The organism is Imperialibacter sp. (assembly GCF_040222815.1).
Lineage (GTDB): Bacteria > Bacteroidota > Bacteroidia > Cytophagales > Cyclobacteriaceae > Imperialibacter.
The window spans coordinates 113,420-129,291 of record NZ_JAVKCH010000039.1 but is presented as its reverse complement, the minus strand read 5'-3'; the positions used below and the strand labels follow the sequence as shown (position 1 = coordinate 129,291).

Here is a 15,872-nt window from a genome sequence, read left to right as displayed (position 1 = left end):
TCGATTTGTCTACAATATCATTTTTTCTATCGGCACCACAAGAATGCCTTCAGCTCCTGCCTCTTTCAATTTCTCAATTATTTCCCAAAACCTGTCTTCATTGATCACAGAATGAATAGAACTCCACCCTTCCGTAGCCAGGGGCAGTACCGTTGGGCTCCTCATCCCAGGCAGAAGGTTTGCGATTTCCTCTATTTTATGATTGGGAGCATTGAGCAAAATGTACTTATTATTAGATCCATTCTGCACTGATCGAATCCTGAAAAGGAGCTGATCAAGGAGCTTTTTCTTTTCGGCACCGAGCCCTTTGTGGCCGACAAGCACTGCCTCGGATGTGAAGATGGTCTCTACTTCTTTCAGTCCGTTACTCAAGAGTGTGCTGCCGGAGCTTACAATATCACACACAGCATCGGCCAGCCCAATGCTTGGCGCAATTTCCACCGAACCGCTAATTTCGTGAATGTCTGAACTGATGTTATTCTTCTTTAAGTAGCTTCCCAAAATCTTTGGGTAGGAAGTGGCAATACTTTTGCCTTCCAGCATTTTTATGCCTGCATATTCCTCATTTCTGGGAATAGCCAAAGAAAGTCTGCACTTGGAAAAACCGAGCTTTACTACTATATCAAGGTCTTTTTCCTTTTCTTCTACCACATTCAGCCCAACAATACCGATGTCCGCTACGCCGTCGGCTACATAGCCCGGAATATCATCATCTCTGAGCAGCAGAAACTCCATCGGGAAATTATGGGAAGAGGCCTTAAGCTTACCTACACCATTATTAAAGTGTATTCCACACTCTTTGATCAAACGGAACGAATCTTCGCTTAAGCGACCTGATTTTTGAACTGCAATACGTAGCATGAAAAGCTTAATTAGAGAAATGAGTAAGTAAAATGAATACGGGCCAATGTTGAAGTAAAATGCTCTTCCTTAATGGGAATGACGAGACACATGATCGTGGTTCACGTGCAGATGATCGAATATATGGGAGTGTCTCAGGTACTTCATTTTACAAGGCCAAATTTAGGTTCCACTAACATCAATTAAAACCCAAAAAGACAAAATTGTTCAAGTTTTTTTCGCCTCTTCCTTTTACATCAAAGAATGGCTAAATATTGATACTATATAATAAGGTGTAGGCAACACCTGAAGAAGGCTTCATCCGGGCATTTCAGAAAAGGATTCGCCTCAAAACGAGGAAAAAATAATTTCAACCTTCTATCTTTAGTCCCTCACTTTACTCACAACCAAAATGGATTCACAACGTCGCTCATTTTTAAAAAAGGGAACAGGTCTGCTTGGCCTGCTCGGCTTAGGTACATATTCATTTGCAAAAACAAAAACTATGAAAGATTCATCTGTTAACTTCTATCACGTTGTCTATTTCTGGCTCAAGGATCCCAGCGAAGCCAATAAGAAAACTTTTCTTTCCCACGTGAAAGAATACACAGGCAGCATTGATGTGATTAAGGAAAGGTTTATCGGAACGCCTGCCGACACCAACAGACCCGTCATCGACAATACCTATACCTTCTCTATCGTTTTAGCTTTCGATAGCAAGAAAGATCAGGACGCCTACCAGGAGCACCCCGTCCACCTGGCCTTCGTTGAAAAAGCCCAACATATGTGGAGCAAGGTGCAGGTCTATGATTCAGTGAAAGTATAAGTATTCAAAAAAAGACCGACAACCAGTCCGTTTTGATTCCTATGAAACGGACTGGTTGTCATCCCAATTTCCCCGCCGCTTTTGTGCCATAACAAGCACCCCACCTCCCCTTTTATTGAAAAATGTGCAAGAAGGGCTCGCACCATTTCAAATTCCTACATCACGGGTCAGCTTTTTTGCACCCACTCAATACCTAACTCAATAACAGGTATTCCACTTGTTTTCAGTTACTTAAGAGTTAAATCTCTTCGCACTCGGCTTTCAATTTTAGCTCTAAAGGCTTAAGAGTTCTCATAATCTTACATCAGATAGTATTCGTTCGCACTTGCCACTTTTGCTCCATGCTTATGCATTTACTTTGTGACAAGGTAAAAAAGCAACCAAGCGGTATAGCAATTATTTGTACCTCTTAATATCACCAGTATGGAAAAAATTTACATTCAGGCAACAGAATTCACTCCCCAAGTCCACTTCGACCCTTCCAACGGGATAATAGAACTAAGGGGCAATTCCAACCCTCACAATTCGCTTACCTTCTACACAAAAGTGATTCATACGCTCGAAGACTACGTTGTGAACGACACAAGAGGGCTGGTAGCCAACATGGCGTTCAGATACTTCAATACAAGTTCCTCAAAATGCCTGTACGATATGTTCAAACAGTTGAACGCCATGAGGAAAAAAGGCCGTCAGGTAACCATCAATTGGTATTACAGTCTCGACGACGAAGACATGTACGAGGTAGGGAAAGATTTTTCTGACCTAATGAACCTAAACTTCAATTTTATTGCGATGTCAGCATAAAAACCTATCAACACAGCAACAGTATTATTTGAAATGAACGAAACTAGTAGCCTTTTCCACGTAGAAGAAAAATCCTTAAAAGAATTTAAGGAGAAGGTGAAAGACAATGCACTTTCAAAAAAAAGTCTGATAGGCTTCGTCGACAATTACGATGACCTCATTACACAAAGCAAAGTAATTACTCGGGTTAGCGACAGGCTTCAGTCGAAGCTTAACAAGGCAAACGAGCAAATCGCTGCACAAAACGCAACCATCAGTGACAATAATAAGTTGCTCCATAATACTATAGAGCAACTGGTGAAAGCCAAAGTCAGTAAAAAAGCCTCTACCATCATACTTACAGCCGCCGTTGTGCTTTTCGTGGCTGAAGAAGTGCTTCTTGAGGAAGCAATCAATAGCTACGTTGATATTCCATACATCGGCTTGATTGTAAAACTTTGCATGGCCCTTACCCTAAAAGCCTTCGAATCAACTATCGAGAAATTTTTTATGCGGAGAGAGCATTCAAAAATTGTTGAAGAAGGTTTGTGGGAAGAGTTGGAGGTTAGCAGCCCACACTCTCCCGGGCTCATCACATCAGAAGTCGTTCCCCGCTAGTCTTCTGAAATCACCCGGGCCGCTTCATGGCCAGAATTAACCCCCATACAATAACATCACAAAAAATAAGGCAGAATCCTGGCTGGCATCCACCTAAATCATTGATTACAAACATATTAACCTAAAAAATATCAATGAAACCACACACGAGCTACCATTCACCTCCCTTTTTCATTTATTAATTGTAAAATTATATCAATAAAATAACATTCACTATTCTTACCCCTATAACCGTGCGCTTTTTCAACTATCTGAAGCATATTTCAACTTTCAGCCCACAAATATTACATCAGTCTCTGGCGCTTTCAAAAAAATCAATTGTGAATGTGTAAATATATCTAATTGATTTACAGTTATTTAAGTATGTATGATTAATTAAACACTTTTATTCTTACAAGATTTTACTCCTCATATAATGGATATCTTACATGAGAAAGTATTGACCAGAAATCGAAGGCAATCAAGCTTCTAAAAGAAATAACTTAAGTAAAGATTATTAGGAGTAAGGGATGAGATGTAGAACCACCCTTCTTTTTATATACTTTACTTGAGATTATAACAGTAACAAACCTGAGAGATTATGGAAAAGATTTACATTCAAGCTACGGACTATACGCCGTTCGTCTATTTCGACCCTTCGACGGGGCTGATAGAATTAAAGGGGAATTCAAATCCCGCCAACTCAAATAGCTTCTATCAAAAATTTATTGTTGAGCTGGACGAGTACGTTACCCACGAAAGCGGGGGACTCACCGCAAATCTGTCTTTTCATTACTTTAACACGAGTTCTTCCAAGTGCATTTTTAACATGTTAAAAAAGCTCCACAAAATGCAGGAAGCAGGGCGATGTGTTACCATCAACTGGTACTATCTGGAAGAGGATGAAGAAATGAGAGAAGTAGGTGAGGACTTTTCAGACATACTTCACATGAATTTCAACTTTATTACTATCGCAGCCTAACGGGTTAGTTGCTGTGGTTTTCCTGACCACACAAATCACTAACCGTTGTATCTAACAAAGGCAGCTAGTTGTTATTCGAAACTTTCAAAGACAGGTTACATACTTTGTTGACTACACTGTATACCTAATACCTATCTCCTAACTAATTTTAAAAGGTATGAATGACTTGTGGGGACTATACGACGAAGAAGACAAAGCGCTTCATGCGTTTAAGACCAAAGCGCAGCAGAACAATATTTCAAGAAAGGATCTTGCCCAATTTATAGATAGCTATCAGGATCTACTTATTCAGAGCAAGGTTATTACAAAGGTTAGTGACAAGCTTCAGTCTAAGCTGAACAAAGCTAACGAGCGAATCATAGAACAGAATGAGGAAATAGTTGAGAAAAACTCGCTTCTTGAAAGCACTATTGGTCAGCTAGTGAAGGCTCAGGTTGGAAAAAAAGCTTCCACTATCATATTTACTGCGGCCGTGATAATGTTCCTTTCTGAAGAGGTGTTCCTGGGTGAAGCAATCGCCGTGATTGTGCATATCCAGTACTTAGACCTTGTAGTTAAGGGCTGTATCGCTTTTGGTCTTAAGTTTTTAGAGGGTGGCCTGGAAACATTCTTCATGAAGAAAGAGCAAATAAAGATCGTGAAGGGAAACAATGGGAATGTTCCGGAACTTGAAAACAAATTCAAGCTACCCACTATTAAACTATCACCATCTATTGGAAAGCTTTTGTTTTCGAAATAGAGGCCATTTGATGATATGGAAGAAGGTTAATAGATAATGTTTTCATAAACTCCTTCGACGCAGGTTTTGCAAGCCATAGACTCCAACAAAACAGTGGGCTTGAGCATGGACTTGCCCAGAAGCATTCTGGCACATTCTTGTATCCCTTCGATAATAGAAGGGTGTGGGTGGATAAGTTCTGCGAGCTCCTCCACACCTTTGTCCATAGAAATGAGGAGAGCCACAGCCTGAATGGCACTTGAGGCATGCTCTCCTACCACACGCATGCCCAGGATTTTCATTTTATCGTCGTTTGTTACCATCAGTTTGATGAAACCCTGGGTGTTACGCATTGCCGTCGCTCTTGAAATATTGCTATAACGTAAGCTGGTGACTTTGTAGTTGATTCCCTTTTGTTTGGCCTGAATCTCGTTGAATCCAACTCCAGCAACTTCGGGTGCCAAAAACATAATTGTCGAGATGTTTTCGTAGATGAGTTTATGCAAAGGCTTCCCGTAGATTCTCTCGATGGCATACCTGCCCTCCAATTCCCCAACATTAACCAGGGCAATATCCGCTGTTATGTCCCCCACTGCATAGATATTATCAACGCTAGTCTGGGTAAGGTTGTCAATTATACCCCTGCCATCAATTTCAACTCCAATTTCTTGCAGCCCAAGGCTTTCATAGTTTGGCACTCTACCTACGGACACCAGGGCCTTTTCCACCTGATACTTCTTTTTTTCGCCATCATCGTACTCCAACTCATACTCGACCTCCCCGTTTACGATCTTCATGTCGATGAGCTTGGAGTTGCGATGCACCAGCACCTGTTTTTCTTCCAGGTTATTTTCGATCACATCAACAATGTCGCTGTCTTCAAACGGTAATATTCTATCCCCTTTGTCGATTAAGTTAACCTGCGTTCTCCCGAAATTGGAAAAGATAGTAGCAAATTCGCACCCTATTACACCGGCACCCACTATCACCATACTTTTTGGCCACTCTGTCCAGTTATGAATGCCGTCACTGGTGACAACAATTTTTTCGTCTATCGGCAGGTTGGGGAGTTTTCTTGGCCGACTTCCCGTAGCCAAAATGATATTGTCAGCTTCTACAACATCTACGCCGTTCTCACCTGAAATCTCCACTTTGTGTTTACTCAGCAGCTTCGCCTCACCTCTTCTGAATGTCAGTAAATCCTGCCCATTACTATTCATCGAAGCCATGTGAAATTCCAGAAGATCTTTTCTTTCACTGGTGGCCTTGAGTACTTCTGTTTTAACTTTCTGAAATGCAAGATCAGGCACCTTAAAATTAAAGGCCTTGCCATGTTTTCGCAGCGTATAATAGTCTCTGGATATCTCCCACCAGGTTTTACTGGAGAGAGCACCGTCGTGCACGCCGGCCCCACCTACCTGATTTCTTTCTATGAGAATTACCTTTTTTTTAAAATCCAGGGCACGCATGGCAGCCGCATAACCAGAAGGTCCCGCACCAATTACGCAAACATCAAACTTATTCATTACCAGGTCATTAAGGTTTAAAAAATGTTGTTTAAATAGCTGGGAGGTGAATCCCAGCCATCATACATCGGGCGCTACCGCCTCCGTATTTTTCTATTGTTGGGATGTCTACGGCAATTAAGTTAGCATATTTTTCCAGAATAATCTTTTGCGATTGTGTGAGAGCGGCAAATGCGGTGATGGACATGACCAGTGCAGGCTTACTTCTGCTGGTAGCCACCTCCAGCATATTGCCAGCAAAATGTTCCATTTGATCAAAAGAAATGTCGACGATTTCGTGACTCGTTGTAGCCAAACTTGCAAGAAATACTCTTTTTTCCTCACCCTCAGGAATGCTCTCAAGACAAACCACACAATAGGATGTGCCGAGACACATCATCACATTGGTATGATAGATGGGCATGCCACTTCTATCGAGTGCGTCAAAAACCACAGCGCTGAAACCAAGTCTGGTGGTATGGGCTCGCACCAGGTCTTCGTTTGTCCGAATAGACCTGGAGGCGTACATAATACGGTTGGGGTAGTCAACGATCAAACTCCCGGTGCCCTCCAGATATAGCTCTTTTTCTTCAGTTCCTGAGAGGTCAGTGATTTTGTGTACTGTAAACCGAGGTTTCACAGCGTCAATCACTTCTGGTCTTCTCTCGGTTCTCCTGGCTTTGGACTGCATGGGGTAAAGAAACACGTCGCCTGATTCATGAAATGACACCCAGTTGTTGGGAAAAACCGCATCACGTCGTTCTTCCAAAAATTCATCCTGGGCCACAATTACTTCGACTCCACCGCTTCTGAGTGTATCTACGGCAGCGTCAAACTCTGCAATGGACTGCAAGCGAATCTGATCCAGTTCTCCCGCTTGGGCTGCGCTTTGGAACGAATTGCTTCCGGCTGTTTCGGGATTGGGGCCGAAGTTGGCCGGTCTCACCATGAGGACTGCTGGTGCAGCGTTGCTTTGCAATTTTATTTCTCTGGGCATTTGCCCAATTTCGCACTTACAAAGCTAATTTTCCAGCAGGAGGGCCTATTTGTTATGCCTTTGTTTCAGAATATCAACCACATCATCCAGCTTACTTCCCTTGGCTTCAAGCAAGATCATCAGGTGAAAAAGTAAGTCTGCCGATTCATTGAGAAAAAGCTCCTCATTGTCATCCTTGGCCTCAATCACTACTTCAACAGCTTCCTCTCCTACTTTTTGAGCCACTTTGTTAATTCCTTTTTGGAAAAGAGACGACGTGTATGACTTATCTGAGGGATTATCGTGTCTGTCTTGAATGATGGATGTAAGACTATTAAGAAAGGCTATACCGTCTGAATTCACCTCATTAAAGCAGGTGTCGGCACCAGTATGACAAGCGGGGCCAACAGGGTTCACCTTGACGAGCAGGGTGTCTTTGTCACAGTCGGCTATCATGTCTTTTACAAAAAAGAAATTGCCCGATGTCTCCCCCTTGGTCCACAGTCTATTCTTTGTCCGGCTAAAAAATGTGACTTTTCCTTCTGCCCTGGTTTTGGAGAGCGCCTCCTCATTCATGAAGCCGAGCATCAGCACCTTGCTTGTTGCTTCATCTTGTATAATTGCCGGAATCAGTCCGTCTCCCTTACTAAAATCCAATCCTTCCATTATCCTCTCACTTTATAATCGCATGGGTATATTCTGGTCACGAAGGTACTCCTTTAATTCCTTAATAGGCACCTCCTGAAAGTGGAAAATGCTTGCCGCCAGCGCAGCATCGGCTTTTCCTTTGGTAAACACATCCAAAAAATGCTCTTGTAACCCGCCGCCGCCAGAGGCAATGACCGGCACCCCTACAGCTTCCGAAACCTTTGCGGTAAGCTCATCTGCAAAGCCCGCTTTGGTTCCATCATGATCCATAGAGGTGAGCAAAATTTCGCCAGCGCCTCTTTCTTCAGCTTCTTTGGCCCAGCTAATTGTTTCCAAAAACGTGGGTGTGCGACCACCATGCGTATGTACTACATGCACACCGTCGGCAAATCGGGAGTCGATGGCCACCACAATGCACTGGTTACCAAACTCACGACTGAGCTCATCGATCAGTTCGGGCCGCTTCACTGCCGATGAATTGATCGACACTTTGTCAGCTCCGGCATTGAGCAGGGCTGATACGTCAGCAATAGAGCTGATGCCCCCACCTACAGTAAAGGGGATATTGATCTCCCTGGCCACATGCCGAACCAGTTCCACCAGGGTTTTGCGCTTTTCTACTGTGGCCGTAATATCAAGAAATACCAGCTCATCGGCCATTTCGGCTGCATAGCGGGCACCCAGCTCTACCGGGTCACCGGCATCTCGCAGGTCTACAAAATTGACGCCTTTAACGGTGCGACCGTCTTTGATATCGAGGCAGGGGATGATACGTTTTGTTAACACAGGAAACTCGTTAAAATGTAAACTCAAGTCATTTTGCAACGTCTGAGAAAACTCAAACCGCAAGCAACAAAAAACAAATAATTACCAATAGGAAAATTCCAAACGTTGTCCACAAGCCTTCTGCGCCCCAACAGTTTACTTCTGTAATTCAACCACAATTAGAGTTGACTATAAGAAAATGCACGTCATCGTTTGGTTATTTCACTATTTTCAATCACTTCAAAAACAGGGCAACTTGTCCCCTAGGGTCGAGTAAATATGAACATTTGAATTTGATGCTTATTTGAGCTTTGCTATTTGATTATTGCCATTTCCCCAGATCAAATCAAAAATCTTAAATCAGCAATATTGACCCTTCCTTCATAAATCGCCTTCCCCACAATCGCCGCCTTGCAGCCAATTTCTTTGAGCCTTTCAAGGTCTTTCATAGAGCTTACGCCACCGCTGGCTACAAAATAGATATCCGGGAACTGCTCGACCAGGGTTTTGTACAGATCAACCGACGGCCCTTCCAATAGACCATCCTTGCTCACATCGGTACAGAATATATTAGTAACGCCCTTTTGAACGTACTTCTCAATGAAATCATACACCCAGATGTCGGTTGTTTCCAGCCAGCCCCCTATGGCGATCTTTTCGTCTTTCACATCGGCTCCAAGAAAGAATCGATCAGCTCCGTATTGCTCCAGCCAGTCGGAGAATACCTCCTCATTCTTCACCGCCATACTGCCTACAGTAGCCAGTTTTGCGCCGCACTCAAACACAATATCTACGTCCTCAGCGCTTTTAATCCCACCGCCAAAGTCGATCACCATGGAGGTCTTGCTGGCCAACGCCTCCAGTACTTTCCAGTTTTTTACTGTTCCGGCCTTTGCTCCATCCAAATCGACCAGGTGCAGGCGGGTAAGGCCCGCATCTTCGAACTGCATAGCCACCTCCAGCGGACGTTCATTGTATATCTTCTTTTGGTCATAATCACCCTGGGTAAGGCGCACGCACTTTCCATCGATGATGTCGATTGCCGGTATAATATCCATTCCTACAGTTCAATAAAGTTCTTCAGTATTCTCGCTCCATCCACACCACTCTTTTCCGGGTGGGCCTGCACCGCATAAAAATTGCCTTTTTGCAACGCCGCACTAAAAGGCACCATATAGTCCGACTGGGCAATGGTGCTGCTTCCCATTTCAGCATAGTAGCTATGCACAAAATACAGATAAGCATCATCGGTAAGCCCATTCATCAAAGGGCCTTTGAGTGAGTGAATTTTATTCCATCCCATGTGAGGCACCTTTTCATTGGGCGGAAACTTTTTCACTTCCAGATCAAATACACCCAGGCAGGGCGTATCATTCTCTTCCGAATGCCTGCACATCAACTGTAGTCCTAAACAAATGCCGAGAAAAGGCTGTTTGAGCTCAGGGATGATTTTATCCAACCCGTTTTCTTTCACTGAAGCCATGGCCGTGCTGGCTTCTCCCACACCGGGAAAGATGACCTTGTCAGCACTTTTGAGCACTTCCGGATCATTGCTCAGCACTGGTTCAATACCCAGCCTATTGAGAGCAAAGGTGACCGACTGCACGTTTCCTGCGTTGTATTTTATAATCGCTACTTTCATTCTCTCCAATCGATAATGCTATTCTCGTTTCTGCCGCTTGTTGGACAGGCAATAGAAAACCCCGGCAAATTTATGTGAATTACCTAAAGTTCCGGGGTTAAAGTGAAATCAATGGACGTGCTGCGCCTTATCAACCTCCTCAGCAATCACCTGTTTGATCTCAGGAATCGCTTTGTAGAGCTGCTCATAGGAGTTGATAATGAAGTACTTGTCTTGAAATTTATCCTTCCAGTAAGGCGTTGCCATAATCTGCCTGACATTGAATTCATAGTGAGCAGGTTTATCGCTTAGCGAAAATTTGGTTTCTCCAGCTGAGCTTAAAATACCTGCACCATAAATCCTCAGTTTGCCATTCTCTCTGATCAGGCCAAATTCAACCGTAAACCAGTAAATGCGGGATAGTAACTCAATTGCGTAGTCGTTTCCACAGTATTTCAGGCCTATTTTACTCAACTCTTCCAGAAAGTTGACAAAGTTCTGGTTAGTAAGCATGGGTACGTGGGCAAATACGTCGTGAAACATGTCGGGTTCCTCCAGATAGTCGAGCTCTTTCATTTTTCTTAGCCATGTAGTGGCCGGAAAGTACCTGTTCGACATCAGTTCAAAGAAGGTGTAGTCTGGCACAAGCCCCGGCACCACCGCCAGCTTCCAGCCTGTAATCTCGTGGAGAATCTCATTAGTGTCTTCGAAATGAGGGATGTTGTTGGCCACAAAATTTGTTTGCTCAAGTCCTTTCAGGTGTGCCTTCGATGCTGCATTGGGAAGATTTACGATCTGGCGCTCGTACAACAATTGCCAGACTTTGAAGTCCTCGTCGTCATAATTCTCATAAATCTGTCTCATAAAAGTATAATTTTCACTTGTTGGGTTAATGCAATTACTCTAATAACGAAAAAAGACCTGAATCATGCGATTGAGGTCTTTTTTCTAATAGCTATATAAATATCGTCTATTACTGCCTAAATCGCTCAGGAGCCACATGATGGTAATAGATATGATAGGTATTTCTGTTCATTATACGGTATAAAGTTACAAAAAAAATCAATGTTAGTAGACAGCGCTACGTCTGAACTCTCAATGAATATTCAAATGCTTCTTTATGGCCTCAATGTCCAATGAATGTTTCTCGATCTCCTTCTTCAAACCTATCGCCTCAGTTACCTTACCATCGAGCGTATCAAGTTTGTCAAGCACCTTTCCTGCGAAAACATTAAAACTCTTCTTCACATCAGAAAGGTCATTTTTCATGTAGTCTAAAGTAACATGAATATCTCCAAGCGCATTAACAATAGCGTTTTCAGTGTTCTTGTCCATTCGTTATTGGTTTCAATTCGTAACAATATTACCAATATAATGATTCATGACTGATATTTTGCTACCACCACCCTTCACATGAATAAAATATGTTACTACAGCTTCACCCACTTTGCGCCAGCGTCACCTGATTCAATCACGGCGTCGATGAACTTCATGCCACGCACACCATCTTCAACGGTTGGGAAATCGAGGTTTATCGGGTCTGGCTTTTTGCCATCGATTCTTGCCTGCACAGTTTTGGCAAAGTTCTTATAGATATTGCCAAACGCTTCCAGGTATCCTTCGGGGTGGCCTGCCGGCGTACGTGTGTTCGCCTGGGCAACAGCGCCCATATATGCACGGTCACCACCTACCCGGTACACCTGAGTGGGTTTGTCGAGCCATTTCACCAGCATGGTGTTAGGCTCCATCTGGTGCCACTCCAAGCCCCCTTTTTCACCATACACACGAATATTGAGAGCATTTTCTTCTCCAGCAGCGATTTGGCTACAGTGAAGAACACCTTTGGCGCCATTGTCGAAACGCAACAATATATTGGCATCGTCGTCGAGCAAACGGCCCGACACCATACGGCTTACATCGGCGCAAAGCTCTGTGATTTTAAGTCCGGTGATGGTTTCTGCGAGGTTCTCAGCATGAGTGCCTATGTCGCCCACAGCCCCTGCCTTACCTGAGCGCTTAGGGTCAGTTCTCCAGCTAGCCTGCTGGTTACCAGACTGCTCCAGCGGAGTTGACAACCAACCCTGTGGGTATTCTACCACTACTTTCCTGATCTTTCCGAAAACTCCCTCCTTAATCATTTCACGGGCTTGCTTCACCATCGGATATCCCGTGTAGGTATGTGTAACGGCAAATGTGAGTCCGGTCTTTTTCACCAAAGCCTCTAATTGCAGGGCTTCATCCAGGCTGAACGACAGCGGCTTCTCACAAACCACATGGTAACCGTTCTCCAGGGCTAGCTTAGCAGGCTCAAAGTGAACAAAATTGGGAGTGACGATGGTGACGAAATCCATACGCTTGTCAGCCGGAAGTTTAGCTTCCTTCTCAAACATCTCATGGTAAGTTCTGTAGCAACGGTCTTCAGGCAGGTAAAAGTCTTTACCCGAGGCGACAGATATTTCAGGATCAATATGGAAAGCTCCGCATACTAATTCAACCTGTCCATCGAGGCCAGCTGCGTGACGGTGAATAGCGCCAATAAACGCACCACGGCCACCACCTACCATGCCCATTCTTATTTTTCTGCTCATTATCTATGATAGTTTTAGGGTGAAACAATCGAATGGCCGCCACCAGTGTCCGGCTTCTCCCGGTGGGTGGCCCGCCAATTTCACCTCAATAAATTCATTTTTCGGCTAAAAATGAAGTTTTATTCAACTCCCTGAGCGAATTTAATTTGAATGGCCCAGAGAGCGAAAAGCGTCAACAGGTCTTCAAGCAGTCTTAAGCACTATCTGTTTTGCAATTATTACCCGCATAAATTATCAACTTTCTAAAAATTAAGGAATACTTCATAAGAGGCGATAATATTTTTGACTATTACCTGCGCTTTTGTTTATCTTTCCTAAGCTTATCTGAGCATCTACATTATTCGACACCCCTTTTATTTTCAGTTCCCAATCAGAGGAACATTTCAGGATTACCAGAGGCATACTCAGGCTTCTTTTGATAATTAAACCAATATTCAAACCTGTAATAAAAGGATGGAAAAGACAACCAATCTTAATCGTAGATCGTGGCTGAAGTATAGTGCTTTGGCTGCCGGCGGTGTTGTAACCAGCGCTGCATTTCCCGCATTTGCCAACAGCAAACCTGCGCTTGGCATGAAACCTTATCAGGGCAAATACAGCCTCATGGAAAACTACCATGTGATGATGGCTGATAGGACTGATATGAAAGCCAGGCTGCTTGCTAATGAGAACCCATGGGGGCCTTCAAAAAAAGCTGTTGCCGCTATTGCAGCAAGTGCTTCTATGGGTAACCGCTATGTTTATAATAGTTCAGCCAAGATGGTCGACTTCCTTGCAGAAAAAGAAGGTGTATCTAAAGAATCCATCCTTTTGTCGCCTGGCTCTACCGACATCCTCGAGAAAGTAGCTTTTTCATTGTTTATGAACGGAGGCAACATTGTTTCGGCCGATCCCAGTTACATGTCAATGATCAGAACCACTCAATCGATTGGTGGTACGTGGAAAAACATACCCTTAAAGGCAGACTATTCGCACGACCTGGACGCTATGGCAGCTGCGATTGATGATGAGACAAAGCTTGTTTACATCTGCAATCCGAACAACCCAACCGGCACCATGACGCCGGTAAGCGAGATCAAAGCGTTCTGTAAAAAGGTCTCTTCAAAGGTGCCTGTGTTTATCGATGAGGCTTATATGGAGCTGCTTGATAACCCTGAGGCCAATACAGCAGTGAGTCTGGTGCAGGAAGGCTACGATGTGATCATTTGCCGCACGTTCTCCAAAATACATGGCATGGCCGGCCTGAGACTTGGCTACATGGCCGCCAATGAAGCGAGAGTGAAAGCAATCAAGAGCATGGTTCGCACCGAAATGGGGATCAGCGTGACATCACTCGAAGGTGGCATGGCGAGCCTGAAGGACGTTGAGTTTCAGGAATTCACCAGAAAGCACAATAAGGAAAACAGGGAATATGTGTTCGCTGAGCTAAAAAAGGCCGGTATGAATCCAATTCCTTCGTTCACAAGCTTCATCTTATTCCCTATTCAGGTACCCACCAAGGAGTTTCTCACTCAGTTTATGGACAGAGGCGTAGGCATCAGAGGGTTTGAGATCGACGGGAAGCCTTATGCCAGGGTAAGCATGGGCACCATGGACGAAGTGAAACTGTTCACAAAAAGCCTTTATGAGATCGTCAGTTAACTGACTATGTGTTAGCTGCCCGGGCTGAGTTTCCGGCATTCAGGTGTCCACAACGACGGCCCGGGGCAGCGCCCACGTAGTACCAACATTTCCCTTTTCAATCGACCACCGTTCGTTTTTTATAAGCACAAAGTATTTCTGTTTTAGTTCATGAATTCAGCCATTACTAAAACCATTTCGTTTCTTCTCCTTATCGCTATTGGGTATTTTCTTCAGAAAAAAATCCAGGGCAAGGAGCGAAAGGATGGCATCAAGACGCTCATACTCAGCCTGGCGCTTCCTGCCACCATTTTCATTGCTCTACTGAAAATTGAGTTTTCGTGGGGAATGATCATTGTTCCCGTGCTGGCTCTTGGGTTTAACCTGCTCATGTATTTGTTGGTAAGCAAGCTACCTTTGCCTTCGCTGTTTAACTTAAAAGAAGAGCAGTATCGCACACTGATCATGCTACTACCCTCACTGGCACCAGGCCTTTCGCTGTTTCCATTCATTATGGAGTACCACGGCGAGGAGCCACTGGCACTGGCTGCGCTGGCCGACGTGGGCAACAAAGTGTTTGTGCTGATAATTTTATACAGCATTGCCATGAAATGGTATTTCGACCGCAATGAGATTGGCAACCGAAACACTTCTGAAAAACTCAAAAGCCTTTTCAAATCGATGTTGGAAGAGCCTGTAAATATGGTGATGCTGGCTGCCATCGTGATGCTGGCTTTTGGGCTACATTTCGACTCTCTGCCTGGTTTCCTTGGAGACTCGGTTGACAAAATGAGCCTGATGATGACTCCAATGATTCTCCTTTTCATTGGCATCTCAATCAAGTTTACCTGGCAACAAGTAAAAGCTATTTTCTCCTTCCTGTTCTTCCGGTCTGCTATCGCTTTTATCATCAGCGGGTTGTTGCTGGTGCTACTGCCAGTTACTGACGCACCTACCATGATACTCATTGTGGTGTTCCCTCAGAGTGCCTGTAGCTTCTGGCCATTTGCCCATATGTCGGCCGTTAATACGTTAGAAAGCGCACAGGAAAACCCAATTCGCCCCCGAACATTTGACCTCGACTTTGGCATGAATGCATTAGCGTGCTCTTTGCCTTTTTCTGTTGCACTTATTCTTAGCGTTTATGTGTTTGAAGGCTTCTTTGTGCAGCCAGCCAATGTCTTTCTTTCATCCGGTATTTCTATTGCCTTAGCGGCTCTGCCACTTTTGTTTTCCGCTCGCTGGTTCAAAACCTACGCAAGCCGGCTGGTAGAAGAAAGAAGCTAACAATTCCTTTGCCCGCCTGACAAAAAAGGTGTCCAATGCAGAAACATGGCAGCCTATCACCCAGCACACTTACTGGCAACAATTTGTAACTTTGGCCATGGATAGGATCACGTCTA

Annotated in this window: 17 protein-coding genes; 7 read left to right on the top strand and 10 right to left on the bottom strand. The window is 44.1% G+C overall.

Translation table 11 applies throughout. The annotated features are described in order from the left end of the window. Nucleotides 1-9: 9 nt before the first annotated feature. Complete coding sequence (hisG, locus tag RIF36_RS19335) at nt 10-861, bottom strand: ATP phosphoribosyltransferase (protein WP_350070003.1); 852 nt, start codon at nt 859-861, stop codon at nt 10-12. 484 nt (nt 862-1,345) lie between these two features. Between hisG and RIF36_RS19330 the strand changes: the two genes are divergently transcribed. The 5 genes from RIF36_RS19330 to RIF36_RS19310 all read left to right on the top strand — a co-directional run bounded on the left by RIF36_RS19330 (nt 1,346) and on the right by RIF36_RS19310 (nt 4,767). Further along, nucleotides 1,346-1,666: a Dabb family protein gene (locus tag RIF36_RS19330; RefSeq protein ID WP_193217858.1), complete on the top strand. Its 321-nt coding sequence runs from the start codon at nt 1,346-1,348 to the stop codon at nt 1,664-1,666. A 423-nt stretch (nt 1,667-2,089) separates the two neighbouring features. Beyond that, entirely contained in the window at nt 2,090-2,470 is a 381-nt protein-coding gene (locus RIF36_RS19325) for a DUF1987 domain-containing protein (RefSeq protein WP_350070007.1), read from the top strand. Nucleotides 2,471-2,503: 33 nt separating this feature from the next. Next, nucleotides 2,504-3,067, top strand: a complete 564-nt coding sequence (locus tag RIF36_RS19320) for a hypothetical protein (RefSeq protein ID WP_350129199.1) — start codon at nt 2,504-2,506, stop codon at nt 3,065-3,067. 580 nt (nt 3,068-3,647) lie between these two features. Next, entirely contained in the window at nt 3,648-4,028 is a 381-nt protein-coding gene (locus tag RIF36_RS19315; protein WP_350070012.1) for a DUF1987 domain-containing protein, read from the top strand. 157 nt (nt 4,029-4,185) lie between these two features. After that, complete coding sequence (locus RIF36_RS19310) at nt 4,186-4,767, top strand: hypothetical protein (RefSeq protein ID WP_350129202.1); 582 nt, start codon at nt 4,186-4,188, stop codon at nt 4,765-4,767. A gap of 26 nt (nt 4,768-4,793) precedes the next feature. On the opposite strand, the gene RIF36_RS19305 is transcribed toward RIF36_RS19310, so the two are convergent. The 9 genes from RIF36_RS19305 to RIF36_RS19265 form a co-directional block, all read right to left on the bottom strand. Continuing rightward, nucleotides 4,794-6,272, bottom strand: coding sequence for a dihydrolipoyl dehydrogenase family protein (locus RIF36_RS19305; protein ID WP_350129205.1), 1,479 nt, complete (start codon nt 6,270-6,272; stop codon nt 4,794-4,796). 31 nt (nt 6,273-6,303) lie between these two features. Beyond that, nucleotides 6,304-7,248 (bottom strand): citrulline utilization hydrolase CtlX, encoded by a 945-nt coding sequence (ctlX, locus tag RIF36_RS19300; RefSeq protein ID WP_350129208.1) that lies wholly within the window; start codon nt 7,246-7,248, stop codon nt 6,304-6,306. Nucleotides 7,249-7,293: 45 nt separating this feature from the next. Beyond that, entirely contained in the window at nt 7,294-7,893 is a 600-nt protein-coding gene (gene hisIE, locus RIF36_RS19295; protein WP_350129211.1) for a bifunctional phosphoribosyl-AMP cyclohydrolase/phosphoribosyl-ATP diphosphatase HisIE, read from the bottom strand. Between the two features lie 12 nt (nt 7,894-7,905). Then, on the bottom strand, nt 7,906-8,661 hold the full coding sequence (hisF, locus tag RIF36_RS19290) for an imidazole glycerol phosphate synthase subunit HisF (protein ID WP_350129214.1): 756 nt from the start codon (nt 8,659-8,661) through the stop codon (nt 7,906-7,908). Between the two features lie 320 nt (nt 8,662-8,981). Next, nucleotides 8,982-9,698, bottom strand: a complete 717-nt coding sequence (hisA, locus tag RIF36_RS19285) for a 1-(5-phosphoribosyl)-5-[(5-phosphoribosylamino)methylideneamino]imidazole-4-carboxamide isomerase (protein ID WP_350129217.1) — start codon at nt 9,696-9,698, stop codon at nt 8,982-8,984. A 2-nt stretch (nt 9,699-9,700) separates the two neighbouring features. Next, the gene (gene hisH / locus RIF36_RS19280; protein ID WP_350129220.1) at nt 9,701-10,282 is read right to left on the bottom strand and encodes an imidazole glycerol phosphate synthase subunit HisH; all 582 of its coding nucleotides are present in this window, start codon (nt 10,280-10,282) and stop codon (nt 9,701-9,703) included. A gap of 108 nt (nt 10,283-10,390) precedes the next feature. Next, nucleotides 10,391-11,125: a phenylalanine 4-monooxygenase gene (locus tag RIF36_RS19275; RefSeq protein ID WP_350096844.1), complete on the bottom strand. Its 735-nt coding sequence runs from the start codon at nt 11,123-11,125 to the stop codon at nt 10,391-10,393. 231 nt (nt 11,126-11,356) lie between these two features. After that, complete coding sequence (locus RIF36_RS19270) at nt 11,357-11,596, bottom strand: hypothetical protein (RefSeq protein ID WP_350070038.1); 240 nt, start codon at nt 11,594-11,596, stop codon at nt 11,357-11,359. Nucleotides 11,597-11,691: 95 nt separating this feature from the next. Then, on the bottom strand, nt 11,692-12,849 hold the full coding sequence (locus tag RIF36_RS19265) for a Gfo/Idh/MocA family protein (RefSeq protein WP_350129223.1): 1,158 nt from the start codon (nt 12,847-12,849) through the stop codon (nt 11,692-11,694). 453 nt (nt 12,850-13,302) lie between these two features. Between RIF36_RS19265 and RIF36_RS19260 the strand changes: the two genes are divergently transcribed. Further along, nucleotides 13,303-14,490, top strand: coding sequence for a pyridoxal phosphate-dependent aminotransferase (locus RIF36_RS19260; RefSeq protein WP_350129226.1), 1,188 nt, complete (start codon nt 13,303-13,305; stop codon nt 14,488-14,490). Between the two features lie 150 nt (nt 14,491-14,640). Next, nucleotides 14,641-15,756, top strand: coding sequence for an AEC family transporter (locus tag RIF36_RS19255; RefSeq protein ID WP_350129229.1), 1,116 nt, complete (start codon nt 14,641-14,643; stop codon nt 15,754-15,756). The last annotated feature ends 116 nt before the right edge of the window (nt 15,757-15,872 follow it).

What these genes read in the sequence shown, in the direction of transcription:
- hisG (WP_350070003.1), bottom strand. Translation starts at nt 861, where the DNA reads ATGCTACGTATTGCAGTTCAAAAATCAGGTCGCTTAAGCGAAGATTCG.
- RIF36_RS19330 (WP_193217858.1), top strand. Translation starts at nt 1,346, where the DNA reads ATGAAAGATTCATCTGTTAACTTCTATCACGTTGTCTATTTCTGGCTC.
- RIF36_RS19325 (WP_350070007.1), top strand. Translation starts at nt 2,090, where the DNA reads ATGGAAAAAATTTACATTCAGGCAACAGAATTCACTCCCCAAGTCCAC.
- RIF36_RS19320 (WP_350129199.1), top strand. Translation starts at nt 2,504, where the DNA reads ATGAACGAAACTAGTAGCCTTTTCCACGTAGAAGAAAAATCCTTAAAA.
- RIF36_RS19315 (WP_350070012.1), top strand. Translation starts at nt 3,648, where the DNA reads ATGGAAAAGATTTACATTCAAGCTACGGACTATACGCCGTTCGTCTAT.
- RIF36_RS19310 (WP_350129202.1), top strand. Translation starts at nt 4,186, where the DNA reads ATGAATGACTTGTGGGGACTATACGACGAAGAAGACAAAGCGCTTCAT.
- RIF36_RS19305 (WP_350129205.1), bottom strand. Translation starts at nt 6,272, where the DNA reads ATGAATAAGTTTGATGTTTGCGTAATTGGTGCGGGACCTTCTGGTTAT.
- ctlX (WP_350129208.1), bottom strand. Translation starts at nt 7,248, where the DNA reads ATGCCCAGAGAAATAAAATTGCAAAGCAACGCTGCACCAGCAGTCCTC.
- hisIE (WP_350129211.1), bottom strand. Translation starts at nt 7,893, where the DNA reads ATGGAAGGATTGGATTTTAGTAAGGGAGACGGACTGATTCCGGCAATT.
- hisA (WP_350129217.1), bottom strand. Translation starts at nt 9,698, where the DNA reads ATGGATATTATACCGGCAATCGACATCATCGATGGAAAGTGCGTGCGC.
- hisH (WP_350129220.1), bottom strand. Translation starts at nt 10,282, where the DNA reads ATGAAAGTAGCGATTATAAAATACAACGCAGGAAACGTGCAGTCGGTC.
- RIF36_RS19275 (WP_350096844.1), bottom strand. Translation starts at nt 11,125, where the DNA reads ATGAGACAGATTTATGAGAATTATGACGACGAGGACTTCAAAGTCTGG.
- RIF36_RS19270 (WP_350070038.1), bottom strand. Translation starts at nt 11,596, where the DNA reads ATGGACAAGAACACTGAAAACGCTATTGTTAATGCGCTTGGAGATATT.
- RIF36_RS19265 (WP_350129223.1), bottom strand. Translation starts at nt 12,849, where the DNA reads ATGAGCAGAAAAATAAGAATGGGCATGGTAGGTGGTGGCCGTGGTGCG.
- RIF36_RS19260 (WP_350129226.1), top strand. Translation starts at nt 13,303, where the DNA reads ATGGAAAAGACAACCAATCTTAATCGTAGATCGTGGCTGAAGTATAGT.
- RIF36_RS19255 (WP_350129229.1), top strand. Translation starts at nt 14,641, where the DNA reads ATGAATTCAGCCATTACTAAAACCATTTCGTTTCTTCTCCTTATCGCT.